This is a genomic window from Pararhizobium gei (assembly GCF_029223885.1).
Classification (GTDB): Bacteria; Pseudomonadota; Alphaproteobacteria; order Rhizobiales; family Rhizobiaceae; genus Pararhizobium; species Pararhizobium gei.
Genome location: NZ_CP119409.1, coordinates 3,139,086 through 3,164,402 on the forward strand (window position 1 = coordinate 3,139,086; position 25,317 = coordinate 3,164,402).

The following is a 25,317-nucleotide window of genomic DNA, read 5'->3' on the forward strand; positions in this document are numbered from 1 at the left end:
CGATAGAGAGACGCAGGATGATGGTCAACGCAATATTCCTGATGTCTGGATCAACGATGCTTCGATTTTTCAGCGCACAAATAACAGGCAACCGCCGACGCTTTATCAAGGCTACACTGCCGGTTTGGAAGCACCTGCGGAACAGAGAGGAGCTGATTGCACAAACGGACATCACACTTAAGGGTAAAATCCAGATCTTCGGCTGAAACGCAGGCAGAAATGGGTGGTAATTTCTTTTGCCTTCTATCAAGCATGCTTCTTGCATTGCCTATCGCGTTGTACTCAAATGGCAAAAAAAGGGGACCACACCGTTGGCATTTGACGAAATGATGAATGCGGACAATAGCCCGCGCCAGCCTTACACGACCTACAATGATTGGTATGCAGCCCAGGACAAGGCCCGCCTGATCGCGAAATCGAGAGAAGCCGAAAACATTTTTCGAAAGACGGGCATCACCTTCGCGGTTTACGGCCATGCCGACAGTGCCGAAAAACTCATCCCCTTCGATCTGATCCCACGCATCATTTCGGGTCGTGAATGGCGCAAGCTGGCTCTGGGCATCGAGCAGCGTGTCATCGCGCTCAACGCCTTCCTCGACGACATCTACCACAAGCAGGAGATCATCAAGGCCGGCCGCGTCCCCCGCGAGTTGATCGAGCGCAATGTCGCTTTCCTGCCGCAGATGATCGGCTTCCGGCCGCCCGGCGGCGTCTACACGCACATCGTTGGCACCGATATCGTGCGCACCGGCGAAGACCAGTTCTATGTTCTGGAGGACAATGCCCGCACGCCGTCCGGTGTCAGCTACATGCTGGAAAACCGCGAAACGATGATGCAGATGTTTCCCGAACTTTTCCATCAGAACCGGGTCCGCCCGGTGGAGAATTATCCCTATCTCCTGCGGCACAGCCTTGCATCGCTGGCACCGCAGGGCTGCGAGGGCAAGCCGCGGGTCGCGGTTCTCACGCCCGGTATCTATAACTCAGCCTATTACGAACACGCCTTCCTTGCCGACATGATGGGCGTCGAGCTGGTCGAAGGCTCCGACCTGCGCGTCATCGATGGCAAGGTGAAGATGCGCACAACGCGCGGCTACGAGGCGATCGACGTGCTCTACCGCCGGGTAGACGACGATTACCTTGATCCACTGACCTTCAGACCGGAATCGGCGCTCGGCATTCCCGGCATCATGGACGTCTATCGCGCCGGCAACATTACCATCGCCAACGCCCCCGGCACAGGGATCTGCGACGACAAGGCAATCTATTCCTACATGCCGGAGATCGTCGAATTCTACACCGGCCGCAAGGCGCTGCTTGAAAACGTGCCGACCTGGCGCTGTTCGGAAGCCGACAGCTTGAAATACGTGCTTGAGAACCTTGCCGACCTCGTCGTGAAGGAGGTTCATGGCTCTGGCGGTTATGGCATGCTTGTGGGGCCGACGGCCTCGAAGAAGGAAAGGACGCTTTTTGCCGAAAAGCTCAAGGCCCGTCCCAGCAACTATATCGCACAGCCGACGCTTTCTCTGTCTACGGTGCCGATCCTCGTCAACAAGGGCATAGCGCCACGCCATGTGGACCTTCGTCCCTATGTCCTCGTATCCGATAAGGTGCAGATCATTCCAGGCGGGCTAACCCGCGTGGCTTTGAAGGCCGGCTCACTGGTGGTGAATTCCAGTCAGGGCGGTGGCACCAAGGATACCTGGGTTCTGGAGGACTGATACGAAATGCTTGGAAGAACCGCAAACGGTCTGAACTGGATGTTCCGCTATATCGAGCGCGCCGAAAACTCGGCCCGGCTGATTGATGCCGGCATGCGCATGTCGCTGACGCGCAGCCAGGCCACCGAGGACGATTGGGACGGGGTGCTGCAAAGCTCCGGCGTTCGCGACATCTATGACGATCAATACGAAAGCCTGACCAGCGCCGATGCAATAGACTTTCTGCTGCGCGACCAATCGAACCCGTCGAGCGTCATGTCCTGCATCGATTCGAGCAGAAACAATGCCCGCATGGTGCGCACGGCGCTCACGCGCGAAACCTGGGAAGCGACCAATGAATGCTGGCTCGACCTGAAGACCATGCTGTCGCGCCGTGTAAAGCCGGCCGATCTTCCCGAGGTGATCGATGCCATCAAGCGCAGGACAGGTCTGATCCGGGGGGCCTTCCACGGGACGATGCTGCGCAACGAGATCTTCAATTTCTCCCGCATCGGCACATTCATCGAGCGCGCCGACAACACCGCTCGCATCCTGGACGTGAAATATTACGTTCTTCTCCCTGCTGTCTCCCAGGTCGGCTCGTCGATCGACAATGTGCAGTGGGAATCGATCCTGCGTTCGGTATCTGCGCATCGATCCTATGGCTGGGTCTATGAGGCCGAATATAAACCGTCGAACATCGCCGACTTCCTTATTCTCAACGGCCGGATGCCACGCTCGCTGGCTTATTGTTACGAGAAGATCGTCAGCAACCTCGGATATCTCGCCCGTGAATACGGGGAAACCCATGCTGCCCACGCAACTGCTTCAGAGACGCTTTCGTCCCTGCGCAGTCATTCTATTAAGGACGTGATGGACCAGGGGCTGCACGAATATATCGAGAACTTCATCGGCTACAACAACCGTCTGGGACAGGAAATCTCCGACGGCTACCGGTTCAACTGAGATCCGGTCAAGGGAAACACAATGCGCTTGAAGATCAGCCACACGACGGAATATACCTATGACGGCCCAGTGCAGTATTCGCTGCAGCGGCTGCGGCTGACGCCCCTGACACAGCCAGGCCAGACCATCATCAGTTGGGAGACGTCCGTCGAGGGCGCCAGGATGGAATTGGGCTATGACGATCATTTCGGCAATCGGGTCAATCTCGTCAGCGTCAATGGCGATCAGCTATCGATCCGTATAACGGCATCGGGCGAAGTTGAAACCGAGGACAAGGCCGGCGTTTATGGGTTGCATCAGGCCTATGCACCACTCTGGCTTTATCTGCGGGAAACGCCGCTGACGAAAACCGCAAAACCGATCCGCAATCTGGCGAAGGCGATGACAGGCGATACGGATCTGGCCAAGATGCACGCCCTGATGGGCACCATCAATGAAACCGTCGACTACAGGCAAGGCGAAACAGGCACCGAGACCACGGCCGAGGAGGCTTTGCTGCAACGAAGTGGCGTGTGTCAGGATCACGCGCATATCATGATCGCCGCTGCCCGCACGCTCGCGCTGCCGGCTCGTTATGTCTCCGGATATCTTATGATCGAGGATCAAACGGAGCAGACGGCAAGCCATGCCTGGGCCGAGATTTACCTGGAAGGGCTTGGCTGGGTCGGCTTCGACGCTGCCAACAATGTTTGCCCGGACGATCGCTATGTGCGCATTGCCTGCGGCCTGGACTATCGCGACGCCGCACCGATTTCGGGACTGGTCCATGGATCCGCCAAGGAGACCCTGAAGGTGGGCCTGACTGTCGAGCAGCAGGAACAGAGTCAGACGCAGAGTCAGTAAGCTAGTCCTCAGTCACGACGAGGCGGCAAGGGTGGCTACATGACCTTTTGCGCCATAATCAAGAATGGCCTGGTCTGCTGTCATCAACGGCACCTGATGAAACCGCGCCGTAGCGACGATGATTCGATCGGCTGGATCGGCGTGAAAACTACCTGGGAGCCGAACGCTGCCAACAGCGATCGAGGCCTCTAGAGGGGCGAGTTGTACATTCGGCAAGGCAAGTGTGCGGTCGAGCCAGCGACCGACATCATCGCCGAGTGCAATTCGGCCTTTTTCTGCAAGCAGTGCTATTTCCCAGGGTGTGATCGCCGAAACCAGGATGAGGCTTTGTCGCGTCGTCTGATCAATGATCGCTCGTGCTTGGGAGCCAAGTCTTGGATCATCGTGCACGGCCCAGATCAGCACATGGGTGTCGATGAGAATCAACGGTTCACGTCCCATTCGTCAGCATAGGCGGCCGGAGAAAACGGGTCGTCGAACATTAAGACACTGCCCTTCATCGCACCGATGATGCTGGTATGACGGTGCTCAGCGGGTACAGGCGACAACACGGCCACAGGTTTCCCACGCTTGGTGATGGTAATCGGTTCGCCATCCGCACGCATTTGATCGATGAGATTAAGGCATTTCGCCTTGAATTCGGCGGCTGCGATTGCCTTTACAGACATGACCATATCTCCTGTACATGTGTATAGGAGATATAAACATTTTTGATGAATCGGCAAGGTGGTCTGGAATAAGAAAAAGGCAGAGCTCTTGCCCTGCCTTTTCTGTATAAAGCCCCTGAAGATCAGTGACTGTCCTTGCCAACGGCACTTCCGCGACATCCCTTGAGGAAGTCGAGATCGGCGCCGGTATCGGCCCCTTGAACATGCTGTTGGTGAAGCCACGCATATCCGGATGTCGGCAGATCATGCTGCGGCTGCCAGGCGACGAGGCGCTGCGACAGTTCCTCTTCGGAAATGTCCAGATGCAGGCGACGGTTCGGCACGTCGATCTCGATCATGTCGCCGTTCTTCACCACGGCCAGCGGTCCGCCAACAGCCGCTTCCGGCGAAGTGTGCAGCACGACGGTGCCATAGGCTGTTCCGGACATCCGGGCGTCGGAAATGCGCACCATGTCGGTAATGCCCTTCTTCAGCACTTTTGGGGGAAGCCCCATATTGCCGACCTCGGCCATGCCGGGATAGCCCTTTGGTCCACAGTTCTTCATCACCATGATGCAGGTCTCGTCGATGTCGAGATTGTCGTCGTTGATCTTCGCCTTGTAGTCGTCGATGTCCTCGAACACCACCGCCCTGCCCCGGTGCGTCAAGAGATGCGGCGAGGCGGCAGAGGGCTTGAGCACCGCGCCCTTCGGTGCGAGATTGCCGCGCAGCACCACGATGCCGCCGGATTGCGTCAATGCCTTTTCAGCTGGCAGAATCACGTCCTCGTTCCAGTTGACGACATCCTTCACCTCATCCCACATGGTTTCGCCGGAAACCGTCAGGGCGTCCCGGTGCAGAAGACCAGCCTCGCCGAGGCGCTTCAACACGACCGGCAGGCCGCCGGCATAGAAAAACTCTTCCATGAGGTACTTGCCCGACGGCATCAGGTTGACGATCGTGGGAACATCGCGGCCGCAACGGTCCCAGTCGTCCAGCGTCAGGTCGATGCCGACGCGGCCGGCCATGGCGAGCAGGTGGATAACGGCGTTGGTCGAACCACCGATCGCAGCATTGGTGCGGATGGCATTTTCAAAGGCCTGCTTCGTCATGATATCGGATGGCTTCAGGTCGTCCTTGACCATCTGGACGATGCGCCGGCCGGTGAGCTGCGCCATGACCTTGCGGCGGCTGTCGACGCCCGGGATCGCCGCATTGCCCGACAAAGCCATGCCGAGCGCTTCGGCCATCGAGGCCATGGTGGAAGCGGTGCCCATCGTGTTGCAGGTGCCCGAGGAACGGCTCATCGAGGCCTCTGCTTCGAGGAACTCCTCCTGCGTCATCTCGCCGGCCTTCACCATCTCGGAGAACTTCCAGAGATGTGTCCCGGAACCAACGCGTTCGCCACGGAAATAACCGTTGAGCATCGGTCCGCCGGTGACGACGATCGACGGCAGATCGACGGAGGCGGCGCCCATGATCAGCGACGGCGTGGTCTTGTCGCAACCGACCAGAAGCACGCAGCCATCCATCGGTTGGCCGCGAATGGCTTCCTCGACGGCAAGAGCTGCAAGGTTGCGGTACATCATCGCGGTCGGACGGAAGGTATTTTCGGACGCGGAAAATACCGGAACTTCCATCGGGAAGCCGCCGGCTTCCCATATGCCGGCCTTCACCTTCTCGGCAAGCTCGCGCAAATGTCCATTGCACGGCGTCATGTCCGACCAGGTGTTGAGGATGCCGATCACAGGACGGCCGTCGAACAGGTCGTGCGGATATCCCTGGTTCTTCATCCAGCCGCGGTGGTAGATCACGTCCCGGCTCGTGCCGCCGTACCATTCCTGCGAGCGCAGCTTGCGCGGCCATTCCGCTTTCTTAAACATCATTCTCGTCCTTTGAAGCCGGAGACCGGATCGGCCTTTTTGGCCGATCCGCCGGAACGTCCTTACGCCAGTGTGTAAGCCGTCTTCACCACGGTGAAGAATTCGGCTGCATATTTGCCCTGCTCTCGCGAGCCGAAGGAGGAGGCCTTGCGGCCGCCGAAGGGCACGTGGAAATCGACACCGGCCGTCGGCAGGTTGACCATCACCATGCCGGCTTCCGAATTGCGCTTGAAATGCGTCGCATGCTTCAGGCTGGTCGTGGCGATGCCGGCCGACAGGCCGAATGGCGTGTCGTTGGCGACGCTGAGCGCCTCGTCGTAGTCCTTGACGCGGATGACGCTGGCGACCGGGCCGAAGATTTCCTCACGGGAAATCCGCATCTGGTTGGTGGCCTCCGTGAACAGGGTCGGCTGGAGGAAGAAGCCCGGATTGTCACGGGTGATCGTTTCGCCGCCGAAGGCAAGCTTGGCGCCCTCCTGCTTGCCGATCGCGATATAGTCCGTATCGGTTGCCAGCTGGCGCTCATCAACGACGGGACCGATATGGGTGCCGGCCTTCAGCGCGTCATCGACGACAAGGGTCTTCAGCTTTTCGGTCAAGGCCGCAACGAACTTGTCGTGGATGCCTTCGGTGACGATCAGGCGCGAGGACGCCGTGCAGCGCTGGCCGGTCGAGAAGAAGCCCGAATTTGCAGCGGCTTCAACGGCGACGGTGAGATCGGCATCGTCAAGCACGACCATCGGGTTCTTGCCGCCCATTTCCAGCTGGAACTTGCGGTTATGCTCGATGGAGGCCGCAGCGACCCGCTTGCCCGTACCGGTCGAGCCGGTGAAGGTGATACCGGCGAGATCGGCGCTGTCGAGCATGGCCTGGCCGACGACCGATCCCTTGCCCATGACGAGGTTCAGCACGCCCTTCGGCAGGCCGGCGCGGTGGAGGATATCGACGATGGCCCAGGAGCAGCCGGGTACCAGTTCGGCCGGCTTGAAGACGACGGTGTTGCCGTAGCAGAGCGCCGGGGCGATCTTCCAGGCCGGGATGGCGATCGGGAAGTTCCATGGGGTGATGATGCCGATAACGCCGATCGGCTCGCGGGTGATCTCGACGCCGATGTTCGGACGAACGGACGGCAGGACTTCACCGGCCAGACGCAAGGCTTCCCCTGCGAAGAAATCGAAGATCTGGGCGGCACGGATCGTCTCGCCAATCGCCTCGGGAAGCGTCTTGCCTTCCTCGCGGGCGAGCAGCTTGCCGAGTTCGTCCTTGCGCGCCAGGATTTCGTCGGAGGTCTTTTTCAGGATCGCATGGCGTTCGAGAATGCCCGAACGCGACCAGGCGGGAAATGCGGCCTTGGCGGCGGCGATTGCCGTCTTGGTGTCATCCGCATTTGCGGAGGCATACAGGCCGACGACTTCCTTTGTGTTCGATGGGTTGATGTTTTCGACGCCGTTGGTGCCGACCCATTCGCCGGCAATCAGGTTCTGGTGGAGTGTCATGGGCTAAAAGCCTCCTTGGTTTGCGCAAGCGCCGTGGGATCGGCACTCGCAGTCAAATGTTTCGAACGGATCAGAGCTGGCCGATCACGATCTCGTCTTCGCCGGCGACCGCCAGCGTGTTGCGCAGCGGCAGGCCGAATTCGGCTGCCTCAATCTCGAAGATGTCGCCAGCCTCGGTCTTGATGCCATCGCCGAAAGACAGCGTCGCCGTTCCGAACATATGGACATGCACGTCGCCCGGTGCACGGAATATCCCGTATTTAAAGTGATGATATTCGAGATTGGCGAAGGTGTGGGACATATTGGCTTCCCCGGACAGGAACGGCTTTTCCCACAGGACAGCGCCATTGCGGATAATGCGCGACGTCCCGCGAATGTCAGCGGGTGCCTCGCCAACGCGGATTTCCGGGCCGAAGCTTGCCGGCCGCAGCTTCGAATGGGCGAGGTAGAGATAATTGACGCGTTCCGTCACGTGATCGGAAAATTCGTTGGCGACGGCAAAACCGATGCGGAACGGCGCGCCTGCGTCGGATATAACGTAAATGCCGGCCATTTCCGGCTCTTCGCCGCCGTCTTCTGCGAAAGATGGAGACACGAGTTCAGCGCCTGGCGCAACCGATTGCGAACCATTGCCCTTGTAGAACCATTCGGGCTGGACGCCCTTTTCGCCAGGCTTCGGCTTGCCGCCTTCCAGGCCCATCTTGAACATTTTCATCGTGTCGGTGGCGCCCTCCTCCACCTTAGAGACGGCTGCGTGCATTGCATCGCGCGTTGAAGCAGAACCGAGATGGGTCAGTCCCGTTCCCGTCAGATGCAGGTGTGCGTCGTCGGGATGGGTGATCGGCGGCAGGAAGTTGCCCTTGGCGTAGACATCCTGAAGATCGAGCTGCGCACCAAGGCCGTGCGCCTCGACGACGGCCTTCAGGCTCTGGCCGGAATTGGCGGCTTCCATCGCCAGCGCATAAACGCTCGCCGCATCGTTCACCACCCTGGCGGTCTCGCCCGATTGGCGAACGGCGACAGAAATGGAGCCATCATTGTTTTTCACTTGGGAAATCAGCACAGCTTCGTCCTTTTAAATCCGGGGCCGGTTGCCGGGTATCAAGTGTCCGGCCAAGGCAACCCTTGGGAGACGTGATCCGGCTCCCGTTCACGAATGGCGCAGCCACCCGTCTCGTCACGATGGTTGGGCCGGAGCATTGGTGCTTCCATGAAGCACGAGTACTGCTCCGGCCCGATTTGTACAGACCGTACATTCCGGCCCGGATTGACGGATCGAAAGCCGATCAGCCCTTGTTCTTGTTGTAGACGTCGAAGAACACGGCAGCGAGGAGGACAAGGCCCTTGACGAGTTGCTGATAGTCGATGCCGAGACCCATGATGGACATGCCGTTGTTCATGACGCCCATGATCAGCGCGCCGATGACGGCACCCGTAATCTTGCCAACGCCGCCGGATGCCGATGCGCCACCGATGAAGCAGGCCGCGATAACGTCAAGCTCGAAACCGACGCCGGCTTTCGGCGTTGCCGAGTTGAGGCGGGCAGCAATTATCATGCCGGCGAGTGCCGCCAGGACGCCCATGTTGATGAAGGTATAAAAGGTCAGCCGTTCGGTGTTGATGCCGGAGAGCTTTGCCGCCTTCTCGTTGCCGCCCATGGCATAGATGCGGCGGCCGACAGTGGAGCGCGTGGTGATGAAGGTATAGAGCGCAATCAGCGCAGCCATCACAATCAGGACGTTCGGGAAGCCCTTGTAGGTCGACAGCTGGAAACCGAGGAAGATCGAGACGGCGCCGATGATGCCCATCTGCATGACGAAGAAGGCGAAGGGTTCGTTCTCGGTGCCGTGGCGATCGTTGGTCCGGCGGTTCTTGAGGCCGGAATAGATCGCCAGCGCCACCAGCACGAGGACGGCCACCAGCGCGAAGAGATTGGTAATGACCCCGGGAGCCGGATTGAGGAAGGACAGGAAGTCCGGAATGAAACCGGTGGACAGCACTTGGAAGTCCTTCGGGAAAGGACCGATCGGCCGGTTCTGGAGCACGACGTAGGTCAGGCCCCGGAACACCAGCATGCCGGCAAGCGTCACGATGAAGGACGGTATCTTCTGGTAAGCGACCCAGTAGCCCTGAGCGGCGCCCGCAAGCCCGCCAAGCACAAGACACACAGGTACGACGATCGAATAATGGATGCCCCATTTCACCAGCATGATCGCGGACAGTCCGCCGGTAAAGGCGACGATCGATCCGACCGACAGGTCGATATGACCCGCGACGATGATCAGGAGCATGCCAAGCGCCATGATGACGATGAACGAGTTCTGCAGCACGAGGTTGGTCAGGTTGACCGGACGGAACAGGACGCCGTCGGTCAGGAACTGGAAGAACAGCATGATGACGACGAGTGCGACGAGAAGGCCGTATTCGCGGATATTGTTCCTGAGGTATTCCCCGATGGAGGGCGTGGTTTTTGGAGCGCTGTTTTCGGCGACCATTAGTGTTTCTCCCCGGAGCGCATGATGGCGCGCATGATGGATTCCTGGCTTGCTTCTGCTTTGGAAAGCTCGGCGACGATGCGACCTTCGTTCATGACGTAGATGCGGTCGCAGGTTCCCAGAAGTTCGGGCATTTCCGATGAGATCATCAGGATGCCTTTGCCTTCTGCGGCAAGCTGGTTGATGATGGTGTAGATTTCATATTTCGCCCCGACATCGATGCCGCGTGTCGGCTCGTCGAGGATCAGGACCTCAGGCCTGGTGAACAGCCATTTCGACAGGACGACCTTCTGCTGGTTGCCCCCCGACAGGTTGACGGTTTCCTGATAGATCGAATGGGACCGGATGCGCAGCTTCGACCGGTAGTCTGTCGCAACCTGGCGCTCCTTGTGATTGTCTATGACCCCGCCACTGGACACCGCCGGCAGGTTGGACAGCGTGGTGTTGTGCATGATGTTGTTGTTCAGCACCAGCCCAAGATGCTTGCGGTCTTCGGTGACATAGGCAAGACCGGCCTCGATGGCCTTCGGGATGGTGCTGACATCCACGGGCTTGCCGTGCATGCTGACCTCTCCGGTGATCTTGTGCCCCCAGGATCTGCCGAAGACGCTCATCGCGGTTTCGGTACGCCCGGCGCCCATGAGACCGGCGATGCCGACAACTTCGCCGGCGCGGACGTTGAAATTGATATCGTGCAGGAACTGCCGGTCACGGTGCTGCTGGTGGAAAACGTTCCAGTTCTTCACCTCGAGCAGCATCTCGCCGATCTTCGGTTCGCGCGGCGGGTAGCGGTCTTCCATGTCGCGGCCGACCATGCCCTTGATGATCCGGTCTTCGCTGATGTCTTGCGTGTGACAGTCGAGCGTCTCCACCGTGCCACCGTCGCGCAGGATGGTAATCTTGTCGGCGACCTTCTTGATCTCGTTCAGCTTGTGCGAAATGATAATCGAGGTCATGCCCTGCTTGCGGAATTCCATCAGGAGTTTCAACAGCGCATCCGAATCGGTTTCGTTGAGCGAGGCCGTCGGCTCGTCGAGGATCAGGAGCCGGACTTTCTTGGAGAGCGCCTTGGCGATTTCCACGAGCTGCTGCTTTCCGACGCCGATATCGGTGATCCGCGCCGAGGGCGCCTCCTTCAGGCCGACCTTGTCGAGAAGACCTTTCGTGCGAGCGAACGTCTCCTTCCAGTCGATCACGCCCTTGGTGGCGATTTCGTTGCCCAGAAAGATGTTTTCCGCAATCGACAGAAGCGGCACCAGCGCCAGTTCCTGGTGAATGATGATGACACCGATATGTTCGCTGTCGGAAATGGTCGAAAACTGGCGGAGTTGGCCGTCATAGTGGATTTCGCCGTCGTAGCTGCCGGCGGGATAGACACCGCTCAGCACCTTCATGAGCGTGGATTTTCCAGCCCCGTTCTCGCCAACCAGGGCGTGGATTTCACCCTCGCGGACCTTGAGATTGACGTTGTCCAGAGCTTTCACGCCTGGAAATGTCTTGGTGATGCCCCGCATTTCGAGAATGATGTTGTTCATGTTCGGGTATTCCTGAGGCAGTCCGTGGATGATGAGGCCGGACGCGCCGACAATACAAAGTCCCTCATCATGATAAAAGGGCCCGCAAAAAACGCGGGCCCCGTGGTCGATACCAAAGATCAGTTGTTGATCTGGTCTTCCGTGTAGTAGCCAGCGCCGACCAGTACGTCCTTGACGTTGGTCTTATCAACGGAAACCGGCTTCAGAAGGTAGGACGGGATGACCTTGACGCCGTTGTCATAGGTCTTGGTGTCGTTGACCTCAGGCTCCTTGCCGCCAAGGATCGCATCCGTCATCGTGACGGCGACCTTGGCAAGCTCGCGGGTGTCCTTGAACACCGACGAATACTGCTCGCCTGCGAGGATCGACTTGACTGACGGAAGTTCGGCGTCCTGACCGGTAACAACCGGCATCGGCAAATCGCCGGAGCCGTAGCCGACGCCTTTCAGGGCCGAGATAATGCCGATGGAGAGACCGTCGTACGGCGACAGAACACCGTCGACCTTGCCATCGGTGTAGGTCGAGGAGAGAAGATTCTCCATGCGGGCCTGGGCAACAGCGCCATCCCAACGCAGGGTGCCGACCTGGTCCATGCCGACCTGTCCGGATTTAACGACGATCTTCTTGGCATCGATCAGCGGCTGCAGAACCGACATTGCACCATCGTAGAAGAAGAAGGCGTTGTTATCATCCGGCGAACCGCCGAAAAGTTCAACATTCTTCGGCTCCGTTGCGCCGTCAAGCTTCAGACCTTCGACAAGTGAAGTCGCCTGCAGCACGCCGACCTGGAAGTTGTCGAAGGTGGCGTAGTAGTCGACATTGCCCGAATCGCGGATCAGGCGGTCATAGGCGATGACCTTGACGCCGGCTTCGTGGGCCTTTGCCAGAATGTCCGACAGCGTCGTGCCGTCGATCGCGCCAATAATGAGAACCTTGGCACCCTTGGTGACCATGTTCTCGATCTGGGCAAGCTGGTTTGGAATGTCATCGTCAGCAAACTGCAGGTCCGGAGTATAGCCGGCGTCCTTGAACAGCTTTTCCATGGTCTCGCCGTCGGAAATCCAGCGGGTCGAGGTTTTGGTGGGCATGGAAATGCCAACAGTGCCCTTGTCCTGTGCCAGCGCCGGAGCGACGAACGCCGCAACGCTGAGCGCGGCAGCGGCGAGAAGCGAAGTAACCAATTTCATGTATCTCTCCCTAATGTGTTGATCCAGGCGGCGATCGCCTGCCTCGATATGCAGCGCTTCGCGTCCGGGAGATATTCCCGGCGGAGGTTTAAGGGGTGAAAGAAAGCCCTCCCAGGCCTTACACGCTCCCAGCACGCTGGCGCACATTGCGGCAAACTGGAATCAAACGTCATAACTGTCAAATACAATATAGCTGCATCTCCATATCGTTTTTGGTATATTACTCTATAACAGTGTGATTTTTACCAAAATGCCACGGCATTTTCTCGGAAGGTGGGCAAAATATGGACGATGTGACGAACAGTCTGCCCGAGCAGATGGCGTATTGGGACCGTGGAATTTTTCGCGCCGGTTTGAAAATCAGCCATTTGCAACTGATTCTCGCCATCGAGGACCACGGCCAGATCAGCGCCGCTGCCGAAGCTCTCAACATATCGCAGCCCGCCGCCTCGCGCATGCTGGGGGAAGTCGAGGCCATTCTCCGGGCTCCGCTTTGCGCGCGCGTTGCGCGCGGTGTCGAACTCACACAATATGGCCGTGCGCTGGCGCGGCGCGCACGGACGATTTTTCTGGAACTTCGCGAAACAGCCCGCGAAATCAACGAACTGAAGACCGGCAGCGGCGGGTCCGTGTCGCTCGGCTCGGTTACCGGCCCGGCGCTCAATCTCGCTGTCCCCGCGGTCAGCCAGGTTTCGACTGCCTATCCCGGCATCGAGATCAACATCCAGATCGAAAACAGCAATGTGCTGGTTCGCGAACTTCTCGCGGCCCGGCACGATTTCGTCATCGGACGCATTCCCGACGATATCGATCCACGCCAGTTCAATCTCATCGAAATCGGCGAGGAAAATGTCTGCCTGATCGTGCGTGAGGGACACCCGTTGCTGGATCAGGCAGTGGTGACCTTCAGCGATCTTCCGGGTTACGACTGGGTCTTCCAGCCGCCCGGCACTCTGCTTCGGCGGGCAGTCGAGGACAGTTTCCTCTCGGCAGGCACACCGTTGCCGGCGACGATCATCAACACCTCCTCCATCATCCTGACGGTCTCGATCGTGCAGCATACCAATGCCATAGCGCCGGTCGCCCGGGATGTGGCGGACCTGATTGCCGGTGATGCCAGCCGCGCGGGTGCCATTCGCGTTCTTCCCACAGACTTCAACATCAGGATCAGGCCGTACAGTCTGATCACCGCGCGCGGCCGCGCACTGCCCCCCAGCGCCAAGCTGCTTTACGACCTCATTCTCAAGCAAAGCACTGCCTGACCAGCTTCGCGACATCCGGCAACGCTACAAGCACCTTGCCAAAGATAGGGACGGGAAAAACACATGTTCGGAATGTCTGTCTTCCAGTCCGTACTGGAGCGGTTGAAAGCAGAACAGGACGAAGAATCGGGATCGCACGAGGCCAGGGAGACCCTGCTGCCCGTCCGCGGTCTCAACGGCGGCTTTGTTCGCGCCATCGACACATCCGGACCCTTTGCCAGCGGAACGGTGCAACGCGCTTATCTCGACACGGCGGGGGAAGATATGTTCGTGCCACCCAAGCCTATGGCCGACCCCGTCATGCCGGATCATCTCGCTCGCATCGCGCCACACGACGTTGCTTGGGAGTTGGGTCTCAAAGAGACGGATACCGTGACGCTACTTGCCGAAAAACGCCGCCGCTTCGCCGCGGAAAACCACCCCGATCGCCATCATCGCGATTTCCGTGCCAATGCGACACTTCGCATGAAGATTGCCAATATGCTGATCGACGAGGCGCTGCGCCGCCTCCGCGCGCCTCGGATTGACTAGGATGGCTCGGATGGCGTGTCCGGTTTCACGTCCACGGGCGTTTCAGTTTTCGGCTTGAAAAAGATGATCAGCACGCAGGCCGTATAGGCCGTGACGGCGAGAAAGATCATGCCCCAGGTATTTTCGCCCTGACGGAACTCCACCGCCGTCCAGATGGCGCAGAAGCCGACGATCAGCAACCGCACCCAAAGGCGCCGGTAAAACGGATGGTCGGGATCGATGAACTTGATCATGCATGGCATCCTTGCAATTGGGGTCTTAAAACCCCGATGCTGAGCTTTATGTCTAAAAACATCCGTTCCGCAAGACGGCACATCTCTTCGCTTGACGGAAGCGTCAATTATCGCTGCTTCCGGCAGAAACCTGCCTGAACGCAGCAATATCATGATCGAGGTCAGTCAGAGCCCGGTTGAGATGCCCCTCGAAAACGAGCCGTTGTTCGTCGAAGAGAACGGATATGTCCGGCCGCCCCTGCAGCCGCACCTCATGCGACTGTTCCATCCCCTCGTCTATGCCGCGTTGGATGAGGTCGTAATAGCGCACCCCGGGACCGGTGATATGGATCGGCATGCGCCCGTACAGGCTGAGCAGGCGCGACAGACCGTTTCCGAGCGCAACGCCTGCTTGCCTGAAAGCATAGCCCGCCATCCGGTTTCCCTGCCGGGCCCCGGCGGCAATCTTGTCCATCTCGACAAGGGGGACGAATTTCGCCGGAATGGTGTCAGGGGGCACCTCGAAAGCTGCCCGCAATATGCCGTAAAACCCGGCCGATGCCTCGATGCAGCCGAATGACCCGCACCGGCATAGACAGCCATTGGCGGCGTGAAACATATGGCCAAAGTTCGGCGCCGTCACCTCAAGCTCTCCAAAACGATCCTTGCGCGCAATGCCAAGGCCGATGCTGTGGCCGAGCGACAGGGCCGCAAGCGCCCGGAATGTCGAGCCGCCCTCAGCCGAATCAGCCTTCATGCCGAGTGCCTGCGCGACGAGCAGCGTCTCGTTGTTCAGCGACACCTTGGCGCCCCAGCCCGGTCCCAAAAGGCCGGCGAAGTCGATCTGTTCACCGCCGAACACCGGAGACCACAGCAGTCGCGCGCCATCCGCCTCCACGATGCCCTTGCTGCTGATCGAAAGACCAAGGATCTGCGCCTTCTCGAGGCTCGAGCGTCGCACAAGCCGTTCCAGCGCGTCGGCAAACCCCTCGGCGAAGTGCTTGGTCCCGACAATCTTGTGATTGCGCGCCTCTTCGAAACGGTCGATCAGACGTCCGGAATAGTCGATCAGGGAATATTGCACGAGATCGGAGGAAATGCGCACCGCGATGATATAGCCGCTATCGCGACGCTGCGAAAACAACACGCGCGGACGGCCCCTGCCCGTGTGTGCCTGCTGCTCGATCTTACCAATCACGCCGGAGCGTTCCAGTTCCGCCGTGATTGCGGAAACCGTCGCGGAGGCAAGGCCGGTATGATCGCAAATGCCTGTATGCGAGAGCTGGCCCATGCGCCTGAGGGCCGCAAGCACCAGCGCACTGTTTTGCTGACGCACCACTTCGGTGCTCGATTTCGTCAGCATTCGCCTTTCCCGCCGCTCCCCAAATCGTTCACAACTTCATGCCCCTCCCAAGGCATCCATCGGCCCTTCAGGCTACCAGAAAGCCTTGTTGACAGCCCGGAAAATCTCTGACATCTATTTTCTCGACTGTCGAGAAAAAACTCATCCGGGTTATCGACAGACACTCTACCGGTCGGGATCGTGGGGAGGTTCGCGCGGACGGCCGGTGACAATTGGGAGGAATTCATGAAATCAGTTTTGAGACTGATGGCAGGCGTTGCCATCATTGCATCCATGCATTCGGCCGCGATCGCCAAGGATCTGGTCGTAGGCGTTTCCTGGTCGAATTTCCAGGAAGAACGCTGGAAGACCGACGAAGCTGCCATCAAGGCAGCGCTCGAGGCATCCGGCGACAAGTACATTTCCGCTGACGCCCAGGCGTCCGCCGCAAAGCAGCTGACCGACATCGAATCGCTGATTGCCCAGGGTGCCAACGCCCTCATCGTTCTGGCGCAGGATAGCGAAGCCATCGGCCCGGCCATCGAGAAGGCCGCCGCCGAAGGAATTCCGGTCGTCGGTTACGACCGCCTGATCGAAAATCCGGCTGCCTATTACATCACCTTCGACAACAAGGAAGTCGGCCGTCTGCAGGCAGCAGCCGTGTACAAGGTCAAGCCGGAAGGCAATTACGTCTTCATCAAGGGCGCATCGACCGACCCGAACGCGGACTTCCTGTTTTCGGGACAGTTGGAAGTCCTCAAGGAAGCCATGGACGCCGGCAAGATCAAGAATGTCGGAGAAGCCTATACGGACGGCTGGAAGCCTGAAGCTGCCCAGAAGAACATGGAGCAGTTCCTGACGGCCAACGACAACAAGGTCGATGGCGTCGTGTCCTCGAACGACGGCATGGCCGGCGGCGTTGTCGCGGCTCTCGAAGCCCAGGGTCTTGCAGGCTCGGTGCCGGTTTCCGGCCAGGACGGCGACAAGGCCGCCCTGAACCGTGTCGCATTGGGTACGCAGACCGTGTCTGTCTGGAAGGACTCGCGCGAACTCGGCAAGAAGGCCGGCGAAATTGCCGTGGCACTTGCCGGCGGCGCCGAAATGGGCGCCGTCGAAGGCACGGTCAAGTTCTCCGGCGGTCCGAAGGGAGTCGAGATGAACTCCTTCTTCATCGCTCCCCAGCCGATTACCAAGGACAATCTCAACGTCGTCATCGACGCCGGCTGGATTTCCAAGGAAGAAACCTGCCAGGGCGTCAAGGCCGGAACCGTTGCCGTCTGCAACTGATCCAGTCCTGAACGCGAATTTGTAAAGTCCCGTCGCGAGCGCCGCAGCGAACTTCGTTGCGGCGCTTCTCCGATGCGACATCGCAAGACAAGAATAAAGGGGGAGTATTCAGGACATGGCGAACACCACCATTGCCGCGCCTGCAAACAGCCTGCGCCAGACGCAGAACACGGCCATGCAGAGATTTCTACAGGCGACGGAAATCGACACGCGCCTTCTCGGCATGATAGCGGCCCTGCTGATCATCTGGCTCGGCTTCCAGATCTCCACCGGCGGCCTTTTCAGCGGCCTTTTCCTGACACCGCGCAACCTGTGGAACCTCACGGTCCAGGCGGCCTCCGTCTCGGTCATGGCGACGGGTATGGTGCTCGTCATCGTTACCCGCAATATCGATCTGTCCGTGGGCTCTATCCTTGGCTTCGTCGGCATGATCATGGCGATCACCCAGGCGAGATTTCTACCGCCGCTCATTGGCTTCGACAATCCGGCCACCTGGATCATCGCACTCGTCGTCGGCATTCTGCTCGGAACAGCCATCGGCGCCTTTCAGGGGCTGATCATCGCCTTTCTCAACGTCCCCTCCTTCATCGTGACGCTGGGCGGCCTTCTCGTCTGGCGCGCCGGCGCCTTCCTGCTCGTCAGCGGCGCGACGGTGGCGCCGATGGATAGCACGTTCCGGCTGATGGGTGGCGGCGCCGAAGGCTCGATCGGGGCGACGGCAAGCTGGATCGTCGGCGTGGTCGCCTGCCTCGTCATCGCCGCCTCGATCATCCATTCGCGCAAGCAGCGCAAGCGTTTCGGTTTTCCGCTCCGCCCTGTCTGGGCTGAATATTTTCTCGCCACCGTCGGTTGCCTCACCGTTCTCGGCGCCGTCTGGGTGCTGAACAGCTACTACATGCCCATCAACCTCGCCAAGAAATATGCCGAGGCCAACAACATCCCCTGGCCGGAAGGCGGTTTGCAAATTCCGCTCGGCATCGCCATCCCGGTCCTGATGGCAGTCGGCATCGCCATCGCCATGAGCTTCCTCACGACCCGCACCCGCTTCGGCCGTTATGTCTTTGCGATCGGCGGCAATCCGGAAGCAGCCGAACTCGCAGGCATCAAGACCCGTTGGGTAACGGTGCGCATCTTCGCGTTGATGGGCGCGCTCTGCGCCATCGCTGCGGCAATCTCCACCGCCCGCCTCAACGCCGCCACCAATGCGCAGGGTACACTCGACGAGTTGTACACGATCGCCGCAGCCGTCATCGGCGGCACATCGCTCGCCGGCGGCATGGGAACGATCGCCGGTGCCGTTCTGGGTGCCATTGTCATGCAATCGCTGCAATCGGGCATGGTCCTTCTGCGGGTCGATACGCCGCTGCAGAGCATCGTCATCGGCATCGTGCTGGTCATGGCCGTCTGGCTCGACACCGTCTATCGCGGCCGAGCGAAATAAGAGGAGTTCGAACAATGACGGAACAGCGCACTCCCCTCGTGGAGATGAAGAACATCTCCATCTCCTTCGGCGGCATTCATGCGGTCGACAACGCGTCGATCGATCTGTATCCGGGCGAAGTCGTCGCCCTGCTCGGGCACAACGGCGCGGGAAAATCGACGCTGATCAAGGTCCTGTCCGGTGCCTACAAGCGCGATGCCGGAAACATCCTGATCAACGGCGAAGAAGTCCATATCAGCAACCCGCGCGACGCCAAGAAGCACGGCATAGAAACCATCTACCAGACGCTTGCCGTCGCCGACAATGTCGATGCCGCCGCAAACCTCTATCTCGGCCGCGAACTGCGCACCCCCTGGGGCACGCTGGACGATGTCGCGATGGAAGCGAAGGCCCGCGAAGTCATGGGACGCCTCAACCCCAACTTCCGCCGCTTCAAGGAGCCGGTGAAGGCCTTGTCCGGCGGTCAGCGCCAGTCGGTCGCCATCGCCCGCGCCATCCTGTTCGACGCCCGCATCCTGATCATGGACGAGCCGACGGCAGCGCTTGGGCCCCAGGAAACGGCGCAGGTCGGCGAACTGATCAAACAGCTGAAGCGGGAAGGCATCGGCATTTTCCTGATCAGCCACGACATCCACGACGTCTTCGACCTCGCCGATCGCGTCTCGGTCATGAAGAACGGCCAGGTGGTGGGGCATGCCCGAACAGAGGACGTGACCAAGGACGAAGTTCTCGGCATGATCATCCTCGGCAAGGTGCCGCCCAAGGCGATCGCCGGTCCGGGCGCAATGCAGACGGCGTAAGGGCAGTTCAGGTTGCTGGGAGTTTGCGGAGGGTCCACCCCCCTCTGTCACTTCGTGACATCTCCCCCACAAGGGGGGAGATCATTCTTTTTCCTTAGCCCTAAAGCCAGTTGTGATCTCCCCCCTTGTGGGGGAGATGTCGGCGTCGCCGACAGAGGGGGGTAAGCCTCTCCGACTTCGGACAGAATGGTGCCCCTCACCTAAAATAACCACTCACTACACCCGCTCGGCACGATCCAGAACCGCCAGAAACGCAGCTGCACTTCTCAGGTAATCACCCTTCTTCGCCGCGCTCATCTTCTCCCACGCCGCATAGACCGGCCCGAGCCGCGGGTTGCGTTTCAGCTTGTCCGCGTTGCGGTCGATGAAATCCCAGTACAGCGCGTTGAACGGGCAGGCCCCCTCGCCTGTCTTCTTTTTAACATCATAGCGACAGGTCTCGCAGTAATTCGACATGCGATTGATATAGTTGCCGCCAGCGGCATAGGGCTTTGAGCCCAGAAAACCCCCATCGGCGAACTGGCTCATGCCGATGACGTTGGGCAGTTCCACCCACTCGTAGGCATCGGCATAGACCTCCAGATACCATTCATGCACCGCCTGCGGCCTGATCCCGGCTAGCAGCGCGAAGTTTCCGGTGATCATCAACCGCTGGATATGATGGGCATAGGCATTGTCGCGGGTCTCGGAGATGACCGTGTGCAGGCAATTCATGTCCGTCTCGGCCGTCCAGTAAAAGTCCGGCATCGGCCGTTCAGCCTTGAGAAAATTGACCTCCCGGTAGTCCGGCATCTTCAGCCAGTAGACGCCGCGAATATATTCGCGCCAGCCGATAATCTGCCGGATGAAGCCCTCGACGGAATTCAATGGGGCATCTCCGGCAAGATAGGCCGTCTCGACGCGCCGGCAGACATCAAGCGGATCGAGCAGTCCGGCGTTGATGTAGAAGGACAGGAGCGAATGGCTGAGAAACGGATCGGATGACAGCATCGCATCCTGCCGCTCGCCGAAGGTCCCAAGCTGTTCTGCGACGAATCCGTCCAGAAGAACTTGTGCATCGGCGGCCGTGACGGCGAAATCGAAATTCTCGAGCGACCCGAAATGCGCCGGAAAACGACGGGCGACCAATTCCAGCACGTCCTTCGTGATGGCATCCGGCGCAACCCCTTTCCGCTTGGGCGCAAAAAGGTCCGGTGCGGCAGGTTTGCGGTTTTCCGCGTCGAAATTCCAACGCCCCCCTTCCGGCTCGTCTCGACGCATCAACAGACCGGTCTTGCGACGCATGTCGCGGTAGAAATACTCCATCCGAAGCTGTCCGCGATCCTTGGCCCAAGCCGCGAATTCTGCGCGCGAACACAGGAAACGGCTGTCGGGCAGGATATGGACGGGACGATGCAACGCCCCCGACCAGGCCTCGATCATCTGAAGAACCCGCCATTCACCGGGCTCGGTGATCCGCACCGCCTCGGGATCCCAGCGCCGGACGGCACGCTCCAGCTCCCCGGTGAACGAACCGGCATTGTCCGGCGCGTCCAGCACCGTGTAATCGACGCTGAACCCTTGCTGGCGAAGCTCAGCCGCAAAATGCCGCATCGCCGAGAAGATGAAGGCGATCTTCTTCGGGTGATGGCGGACATAGGTCGCCTCCTCCAGGACTTCGCACATCAGCACAACATCGCGTCCCGGATCAAACCCGTCCAGGCTGCTGATCGCCGGCGACAGTTGATCGCCGAGAATGAAAACCAGAGTGCTGGCCTTTACCATTCTATAGCTTGCCCGTCATAGGCGAAGAACCCGCCGGTGGAAGACGCTTGCAGGCCGTCTAGGACGCCGATCAATTGCGCCGCAGCGTCCTGTGGCTGCGTACCCTCGCCATGGCGAAAGGGGGCCGTCAGCGATGTGGCAACCGTGCCGGGGTGAAGGGCAACGACGACGGCCTGGGGATGTGTCCTAGCGATCTCGACAGAGGCGGTTTTGACGATCTGGTTGAGCGCCGCCTTGGCGGCCCTGTAGCCGATCCACCCGCCGAGCTTGTTGTCGCCGATCGAACCGACACGGGCTGACAGCGTCGCAAATACGGCACGCCGTCCCCGCGGCATCAAAGGCACGAAATGCTTGAGGATGAGGGCGGGACCGGTCGCATTGACCGCGAATTGACGTGCCATGGCAACCGGATCGATCGCCCGCAGACTTTTCTCCGGACCGACCCCTTCAATCTCTAATGCGCCTGTGGCATCGAAGACCAGATCCATCCCGCCATGCTGCTGTTTGATTCCCGCAGCCGCCGTGTGGATCGTGCTTTCGTCATTGAGATCGAGCCCGGTGCCGCTCCGCGACAAACGAACGAGGACGGCGCAATTCGGGTCGTCTGCCAGCCTGTCGGCGAATGCGGCGCCAATCCCGCCGCTGGCACCGATGACCGTCGCCTTGAAAGCTTTGCCCAGAGAATCCATTCTTCCCCCCATGAACGCCAGCCTACCTGCAGCTCCAGGCAAATGCGAGGTTCGCCAAGCATGCGGGATCGCGACCAATTGAAGCTCCTCTTCGTCGTGAAATTCGTGAGAGGACACGCATTCACCATTGATGCACCGCCTGACCTGAGCTATGAACCGGACACAGCCTGCTTCGGCGATGATAAACCGCCGCGGATGCACCCGTAGCTCAGCTGGATAGAGTACTGCCCTCCGAAGGCAGGGGTCACTGGTTCGAATCCAGTCGGGTGCACCATTTCTATTTTGTTAGTCGCTAGGTCTTCTAAGATCTTGAACGGCAACGTTGTTTCGGCGGTTCGAAAGCCCAATTCCGGGGCATATTGCAAATGTTCAGTGAAGACCAGTTTTCGTACCGCTCGACGATCTTCGACGTTTCCTGTTTCCCATAAATTATAAGGACTTGCGAGAAACTCCAAAGCGGTTCGTAAGGTTGAGTCGAAATCCGGGAGGTTTTGTGCCGAGTTTTGGATTTTTTCGGAAAGCGCGATCTTCTGCCTTTGAAGATCAACCAAGCGCGACTCATATACTTGAACCAATTCCGGATTTGAGGCATTCGCGATCCGATCAATCAGAAGTCCGATCGACTTCTCGGTGGACCCCACCTCACGTCTGACAGAGGCAGTGCGTTCGGCCGAGCCGGCTGACCGCTTTTCCCAGATTTCGCGAAAAATACTGGTAGCAATCTCAATGACCTCGTCGGTAGGCGTCATCGCCCTCAGTAGCGTTTCGAACTGACTGTGCATCTCGTCACGGCTAAACGACTTTCTATAACGCGGGCAGATCCTATTCAGACAGAAATAGTACGGATACTCTGCGTATCGTCCGCGTGAATATGCACCTCCTATCAGCCGATTGCAGTGTGCACATTGGACAGCTTGCCGGAGCGGAAAGTGTTGGCTAACATCAGCTCGAGCTGGTGTTTTGGCGTTCTCATTCAGGCGAGTTTGGATTTTTTGATACGTTTCGTATGTGATCAGTCCCTGGTGATGCCCCTGTCTGATTGAAACTTTCCACGGCAGATACTCGATCATACCCGCATAAAGCACGCAGGTCAGCATTTCCGTAACGCGATCAAATTTGACGGTTCCATCTGACTGTTTAGGGTAACCGGGACTATCTTGCAGGAACCGCTGCACTTCCGCTTTTGTTTGAAAGCGACCATTCGCAAACCCATGGAGCGCTTCGGTTACGATCGCCGCTATAGGCTCTAAGGGTATCAAGGTGTTTTGTCCGGCGATTCTAGCGAACTTGTATGCGGGTGGCTTGGATGAGAAACACCAGTAGCCGTTTAAAAGACGCCCTCGCATGCGGTTGCGAACCTGCTCGCCGTTTTTCTGTCGCTGATGCTGGCTGACGCTGGCCAGGAGGTTCTCGACGAGGACGTCATCGGAGCTGTCGCCAAATTCGAATGATGGGCATTGGAGCTGTGCGCCCGTAGCCGCAATCTGAGCACGTAGTTTGTGATGAACGATGACGCTTCGCGCAAGTCGCGTAATATCGTCTATGATGACGATAGCTGTGGCGCCACGGACCCGTTTCAAGAAACTAATCATGGCTGCAAAGCCTGGGCGATCATCAGTCCCGCCAGTTCTGTCGTCCGTGAAAATCATTGAGAGTTCGGGATATCCGCGGTTTCGCGCGTAGTCTCTGATGCGCGCCTCTTGCGACCCTAAGCCGTCGCCTTCTCGGACTTGCTTCTTTCCCGACACGCGCGCGTAGCCTAAAATCACGATTTTTTTGTCCGACATGGCCTTTTTCTCCTCTTGTTTAAAGCTTCCGTTGTATGTGGGTGAACCCTGCGACTGTGTTGGCGTTCTGCAGATCGTTTTCGCCGCTCCCGCCGGGGTTGGATCTGACAGGCAAGCGGTACGCTACTCGGCGGTGGAGCAGTCGCCTGCTGCACAGAATCTGTGCCAAACGCACGGTCAACAAAGCTCTCCATTATCGTATGTAAAACAGCGAGGAGATCGTGCTGAGCGCGGGGCGTTTCGCCAGTCCGCTCAAGAAACAGATGGACAGCTTTGGAGGGCGTCTCAATCTTGGTCATCTTGTCCCCCCGGGTGCCGACGAAGAGCTGGAAGGAGCTTCGCCATCGACTTATCCTCCTGGTACAGAAGGGACCTGCTGGCGGTAAATTCAATCACTACACCCGCCGCCCTGAGGCGCGAGATCAGACCTTGGCGCAATACGGGATCTCGAACCAGGCGCGTGCATTCGGATACGAGAAGGACATCGAACGCTGGTAGCGCAGAGGTCGCGCCGTCCATCACTACTGCCTGGCCGGGTCGTGGCACCGTGTTCCCGCCTGTTCCAGGGGCACACGCTTCACCCACGATCTGATATGATTGGCGCTGAGCGTAGGCGCTCAAGTATTTGAGCTGTTGTTCTACTTGGAGATTGGCCTTGCTCTGAATTACGCTGGCAGCTCGCGCAAGGATAAATGCACGAATTTCAGTGGGCGAACGCATACTCTACTCCTTTTACACAAAACGCACTGGAACGAGGGGCGAACTAAAATTGCACTGACTGTTGTCTGTGCCTGCCTTTCAAGCTCGATCGGAAAAGCTCTTCGAAGGCGCAGTAGTACTGATGAGGCAGGCATGCCGTAAGTTGCGGTTCTGTTCTACGTCTGGCGTGATTGCTCGTCGGTCAATGATGGAGCCGGATCAAGCAGCTCAAAGATATCAGTAGCGGGTATATTGTTCGGCATGGCGTCCCCGGGTTGCTCCGCGAGGTTGCGTCGTCGTTGTCGAAGCAGCGCGTCACGGCGCCGCGTTGTCGGATGGCACGTCGATCGACGGCTTTTGTCGAGACCGCGGCGGTTTCCTCCCATGCCGCACCTCGGTCCTCGTCGAACCGGCTGAAACACATCCATCACGCACCTCTTCAATCGTGGTCATGTTGCACGGCGCTTCTACGACTGTCCGGTGTCTTCGCGGCTACAGGACCTGGTGATCTTTACCGTTATCCTTGGTTGTATTTCATTTTTTCGTCGTTCTCTGAATGGCCCCAACGTTGCACCTATTTTGCCAAATTACAAGTGGCTTAATGGTTCGTCTATGATTATAAATAGCTGTAATTGTTGACATAAGGCGGATCTCTTCCCGTGAAGTGCTCGCCGACCTGTTCCCTGTGAGATAGCTCCCAAGGACTCATTTTTTACAACTGAAAGGACACGTGTGTATGCGGAGATAGGCC

Annotated in this window: 22 protein-coding genes, 1 tRNA gene and 1 pseudogene; 10 read left to right on the plus strand and 14 right to left on the minus strand. The window is 58.8% G+C overall.

What is annotated here, in order from left to right:
• The first annotated feature begins 17 nt into the window (after nt 1-17).
• The 4 genes from PY308_RS15280 to PY308_RS15295 all read left to right on the plus strand — a co-directional run bounded on the left by PY308_RS15280 (nt 18) and on the right by PY308_RS15295 (nt 3,509).
• On the plus strand, nt 18-206 hold the full coding sequence (locus PY308_RS15280) for a hypothetical protein (protein ID WP_275784125.1): 189 nt from the start codon (nt 18-20) through the stop codon (nt 204-206).
• 120 nt (nt 207-326) lie between these two features.
• Nucleotides 327-1,721, plus strand: coding sequence for a circularly permuted type 2 ATP-grasp protein (locus PY308_RS15285; protein WP_275791153.1), 1,395 nt, complete (start codon nt 327-329; stop codon nt 1,719-1,721).
• Nucleotides 1,722-1,727: 6 nt separating this feature from the next.
• Nucleotides 1,728-2,666 carry an alpha-E domain-containing protein gene (locus tag PY308_RS15290; RefSeq protein WP_275784127.1) on the plus strand — a complete coding sequence of 313 codons (939 nt, stop codon included), beginning with the start codon at nt 1,728-1,730 and terminating at the stop codon, nt 2,664-2,666.
• A 21-nt stretch (nt 2,667-2,687) separates the two neighbouring features.
• Entirely contained in the window at nt 2,688-3,509 is an 822-nt protein-coding gene (locus PY308_RS15295) for a transglutaminase family protein (protein WP_275784129.1), read from the plus strand.
• 12 nt (nt 3,510-3,521) lie between these two features.
• On the opposite strand, the gene PY308_RS15300 is transcribed toward PY308_RS15295, so the two are convergent.
• The 8 genes from PY308_RS15300 to chvE all read right to left on the minus strand — a co-directional run bounded on the left by PY308_RS15300 (nt 3,522) and on the right by chvE (nt 12,752).
• Entirely contained in the window at nt 3,522-3,935 is a 414-nt protein-coding gene (locus tag PY308_RS15300) for a type II toxin-antitoxin system VapC family toxin (protein WP_275784132.1), read from the minus strand.
• The gene (locus PY308_RS15305) at nt 3,932-4,177 is read right to left on the minus strand and encodes a type II toxin-antitoxin system Phd/YefM family antitoxin (RefSeq protein ID WP_275784135.1); all 246 of its coding nucleotides are present in this window, start codon (nt 4,175-4,177) and stop codon (nt 3,932-3,934) included. The genes PY308_RS15300 and PY308_RS15305 overlap by 4 nt, the downstream gene beginning before the upstream one ends.
• Nucleotides 4,178-4,299: 122 nt before the next feature.
• Nucleotides 4,300-6,039 (minus strand): L-arabinonate dehydratase, encoded by a 1,740-nt coding sequence (araD, locus tag PY308_RS15310; protein WP_275791154.1) that lies wholly within the window; start codon nt 6,037-6,039, stop codon nt 4,300-4,302.
• A gap of 62 nt (nt 6,040-6,101) precedes the next feature.
• Entirely contained in the window at nt 6,102-7,535 is a 1,434-nt protein-coding gene (locus tag PY308_RS15315) for an aldehyde dehydrogenase family protein (RefSeq protein ID WP_275784138.1), read from the minus strand.
• A gap of 70 nt (nt 7,536-7,605) precedes the next feature.
• A complete protein-coding gene (gene araD1 / locus PY308_RS15320) occupies nt 7,606-8,598 on the minus strand; it encodes an AraD1 family protein (protein ID WP_275784140.1) in 993 nt (330 codons plus the stop codon).
• A gap of 223 nt (nt 8,599-8,821) precedes the next feature.
• Nucleotides 8,822-10,030, minus strand: coding sequence for a multiple monosaccharide ABC transporter permease (mmsB, locus tag PY308_RS15325; protein ID WP_275784143.1), 1,209 nt, complete (start codon nt 10,028-10,030; stop codon nt 8,822-8,824).
• A complete protein-coding gene (mmsA, locus tag PY308_RS15330) occupies nt 10,030-11,565 on the minus strand; it encodes a multiple monosaccharide ABC transporter ATP-binding protein (protein WP_275784145.1) in 1,536 nt (511 codons plus the stop codon). The genes mmsB and mmsA overlap by 1 nt, the downstream gene beginning before the upstream one ends.
• Nucleotides 11,566-11,684: 119 nt before the next feature.
• A complete protein-coding gene (gene chvE, locus PY308_RS15335) occupies nt 11,685-12,752 on the minus strand; it encodes a multiple monosaccharide ABC transporter substrate-binding protein (protein WP_275784148.1) in 1,068 nt (355 codons plus the stop codon).
• 284 nt (nt 12,753-13,036) lie between these two features.
• On the opposite strand from chvE, the gene PY308_RS15340 reads away from it, so the two are divergent.
• Both PY308_RS15340 and PY308_RS15345 read left to right on the plus strand, forming a co-directional pair.
• On the plus strand, nt 13,037-14,014 hold the full coding sequence (locus tag PY308_RS15340) for a LysR family transcriptional regulator (protein WP_275784150.1): 978 nt from the start codon (nt 13,037-13,039) through the stop codon (nt 14,012-14,014).
• Between the two features lie 63 nt (nt 14,015-14,077).
• Nucleotides 14,078-14,545, plus strand: coding sequence for a hypothetical protein (locus tag PY308_RS15345; RefSeq protein ID WP_275784152.1), 468 nt, complete (start codon nt 14,078-14,080; stop codon nt 14,543-14,545).
• Here PY308_RS15345 and PY308_RS15350 read toward each other — a convergent pair.
• Nucleotides 14,542-14,778, minus strand: a complete 237-nt coding sequence (locus PY308_RS15350; RefSeq protein WP_275784154.1) for a hypothetical protein — start codon at nt 14,776-14,778, stop codon at nt 14,542-14,544. The genes PY308_RS15345 and PY308_RS15350 overlap by 4 nt on opposite strands.
• A gap of 103 nt (nt 14,779-14,881) precedes the next feature.
• A complete protein-coding gene (locus tag PY308_RS15355; protein ID WP_275784156.1) occupies nt 14,882-16,120 on the minus strand; it encodes an ROK family protein in 1,239 nt (412 codons plus the stop codon).
• 225 nt (nt 16,121-16,345) lie between these two features.
• Between PY308_RS15355 and xylF the strand changes: the two genes are divergently transcribed.
• From xylF to PY308_RS15370, 3 genes are all read left to right on the plus strand, one after another.
• Nucleotides 16,346-17,386 carry a D-xylose ABC transporter substrate-binding protein gene (gene xylF, locus PY308_RS15360; RefSeq protein WP_275784158.1) on the plus strand — a complete coding sequence of 347 codons (1,041 nt, stop codon included), beginning with the start codon at nt 16,346-16,348 and terminating at the stop codon, nt 17,384-17,386.
• Nucleotides 17,387-17,561: 175 nt separating this feature from the next.
• Nucleotides 17,562-18,827: a sugar ABC transporter permease gene (locus PY308_RS15365; RefSeq protein WP_434064260.1), complete on the plus strand. Its 1,266-nt coding sequence runs from the start codon at nt 17,562-17,564 to the stop codon at nt 18,825-18,827.
• A gap of 14 nt (nt 18,828-18,841) precedes the next feature.
• Entirely contained in the window at nt 18,842-19,627 is a 786-nt protein-coding gene (locus PY308_RS15370) for an ATP-binding cassette domain-containing protein (protein WP_275784163.1), read from the plus strand.
• Between the two features lie 216 nt (nt 19,628-19,843).
• Here PY308_RS15370 and PY308_RS15375 read toward each other — a convergent pair whose 3' ends face one another.
• Together PY308_RS15375 and PY308_RS15380 are read right to left on the minus strand one after the other, a co-directional pair.
• The gene (locus tag PY308_RS15375; protein WP_275784166.1) at nt 19,844-21,391 is read right to left on the minus strand and encodes a cryptochrome/photolyase family protein; all 1,548 of its coding nucleotides are present in this window, start codon (nt 21,389-21,391) and stop codon (nt 19,844-19,846) included.
• Nucleotides 21,385-22,080: an SDR family NAD(P)-dependent oxidoreductase gene (locus PY308_RS15380; RefSeq protein ID WP_275784168.1), complete on the minus strand. Its 696-nt coding sequence runs from the start codon at nt 22,078-22,080 to the stop codon at nt 21,385-21,387. The genes PY308_RS15375 and PY308_RS15380 overlap by 7 nt, the downstream gene beginning before the upstream one ends.
• 197 nt (nt 22,081-22,277) lie before the next feature.
• Between PY308_RS15380 and PY308_RS15385 the strand changes: the two genes are divergently transcribed.
• Nucleotides 22,278-22,354 (plus strand) — tRNA-Arg (locus PY308_RS15385).
• A gap of 1,108 nt (nt 22,355-23,462) precedes the next feature.
• Here the strand turns inward: PY308_RS15385 and PY308_RS22980 are convergent.
• Both PY308_RS22980 and PY308_RS22985 read right to left on the minus strand, forming a co-directional pair.
• A pseudogene (locus tag PY308_RS22980) lies at nt 23,463-23,867 on the minus strand (recombinase family protein); the annotation flags it as partial.
• Between the two features lie 285 nt (nt 23,868-24,152).
• Nucleotides 24,153-24,587: a recombinase family protein gene (locus PY308_RS22985; RefSeq protein WP_350339837.1), complete on the minus strand. Its 435-nt coding sequence runs from the start codon at nt 24,585-24,587 to the stop codon at nt 24,153-24,155.
• Nucleotides 24,588-25,317: the final 730 nt, after the last annotated feature.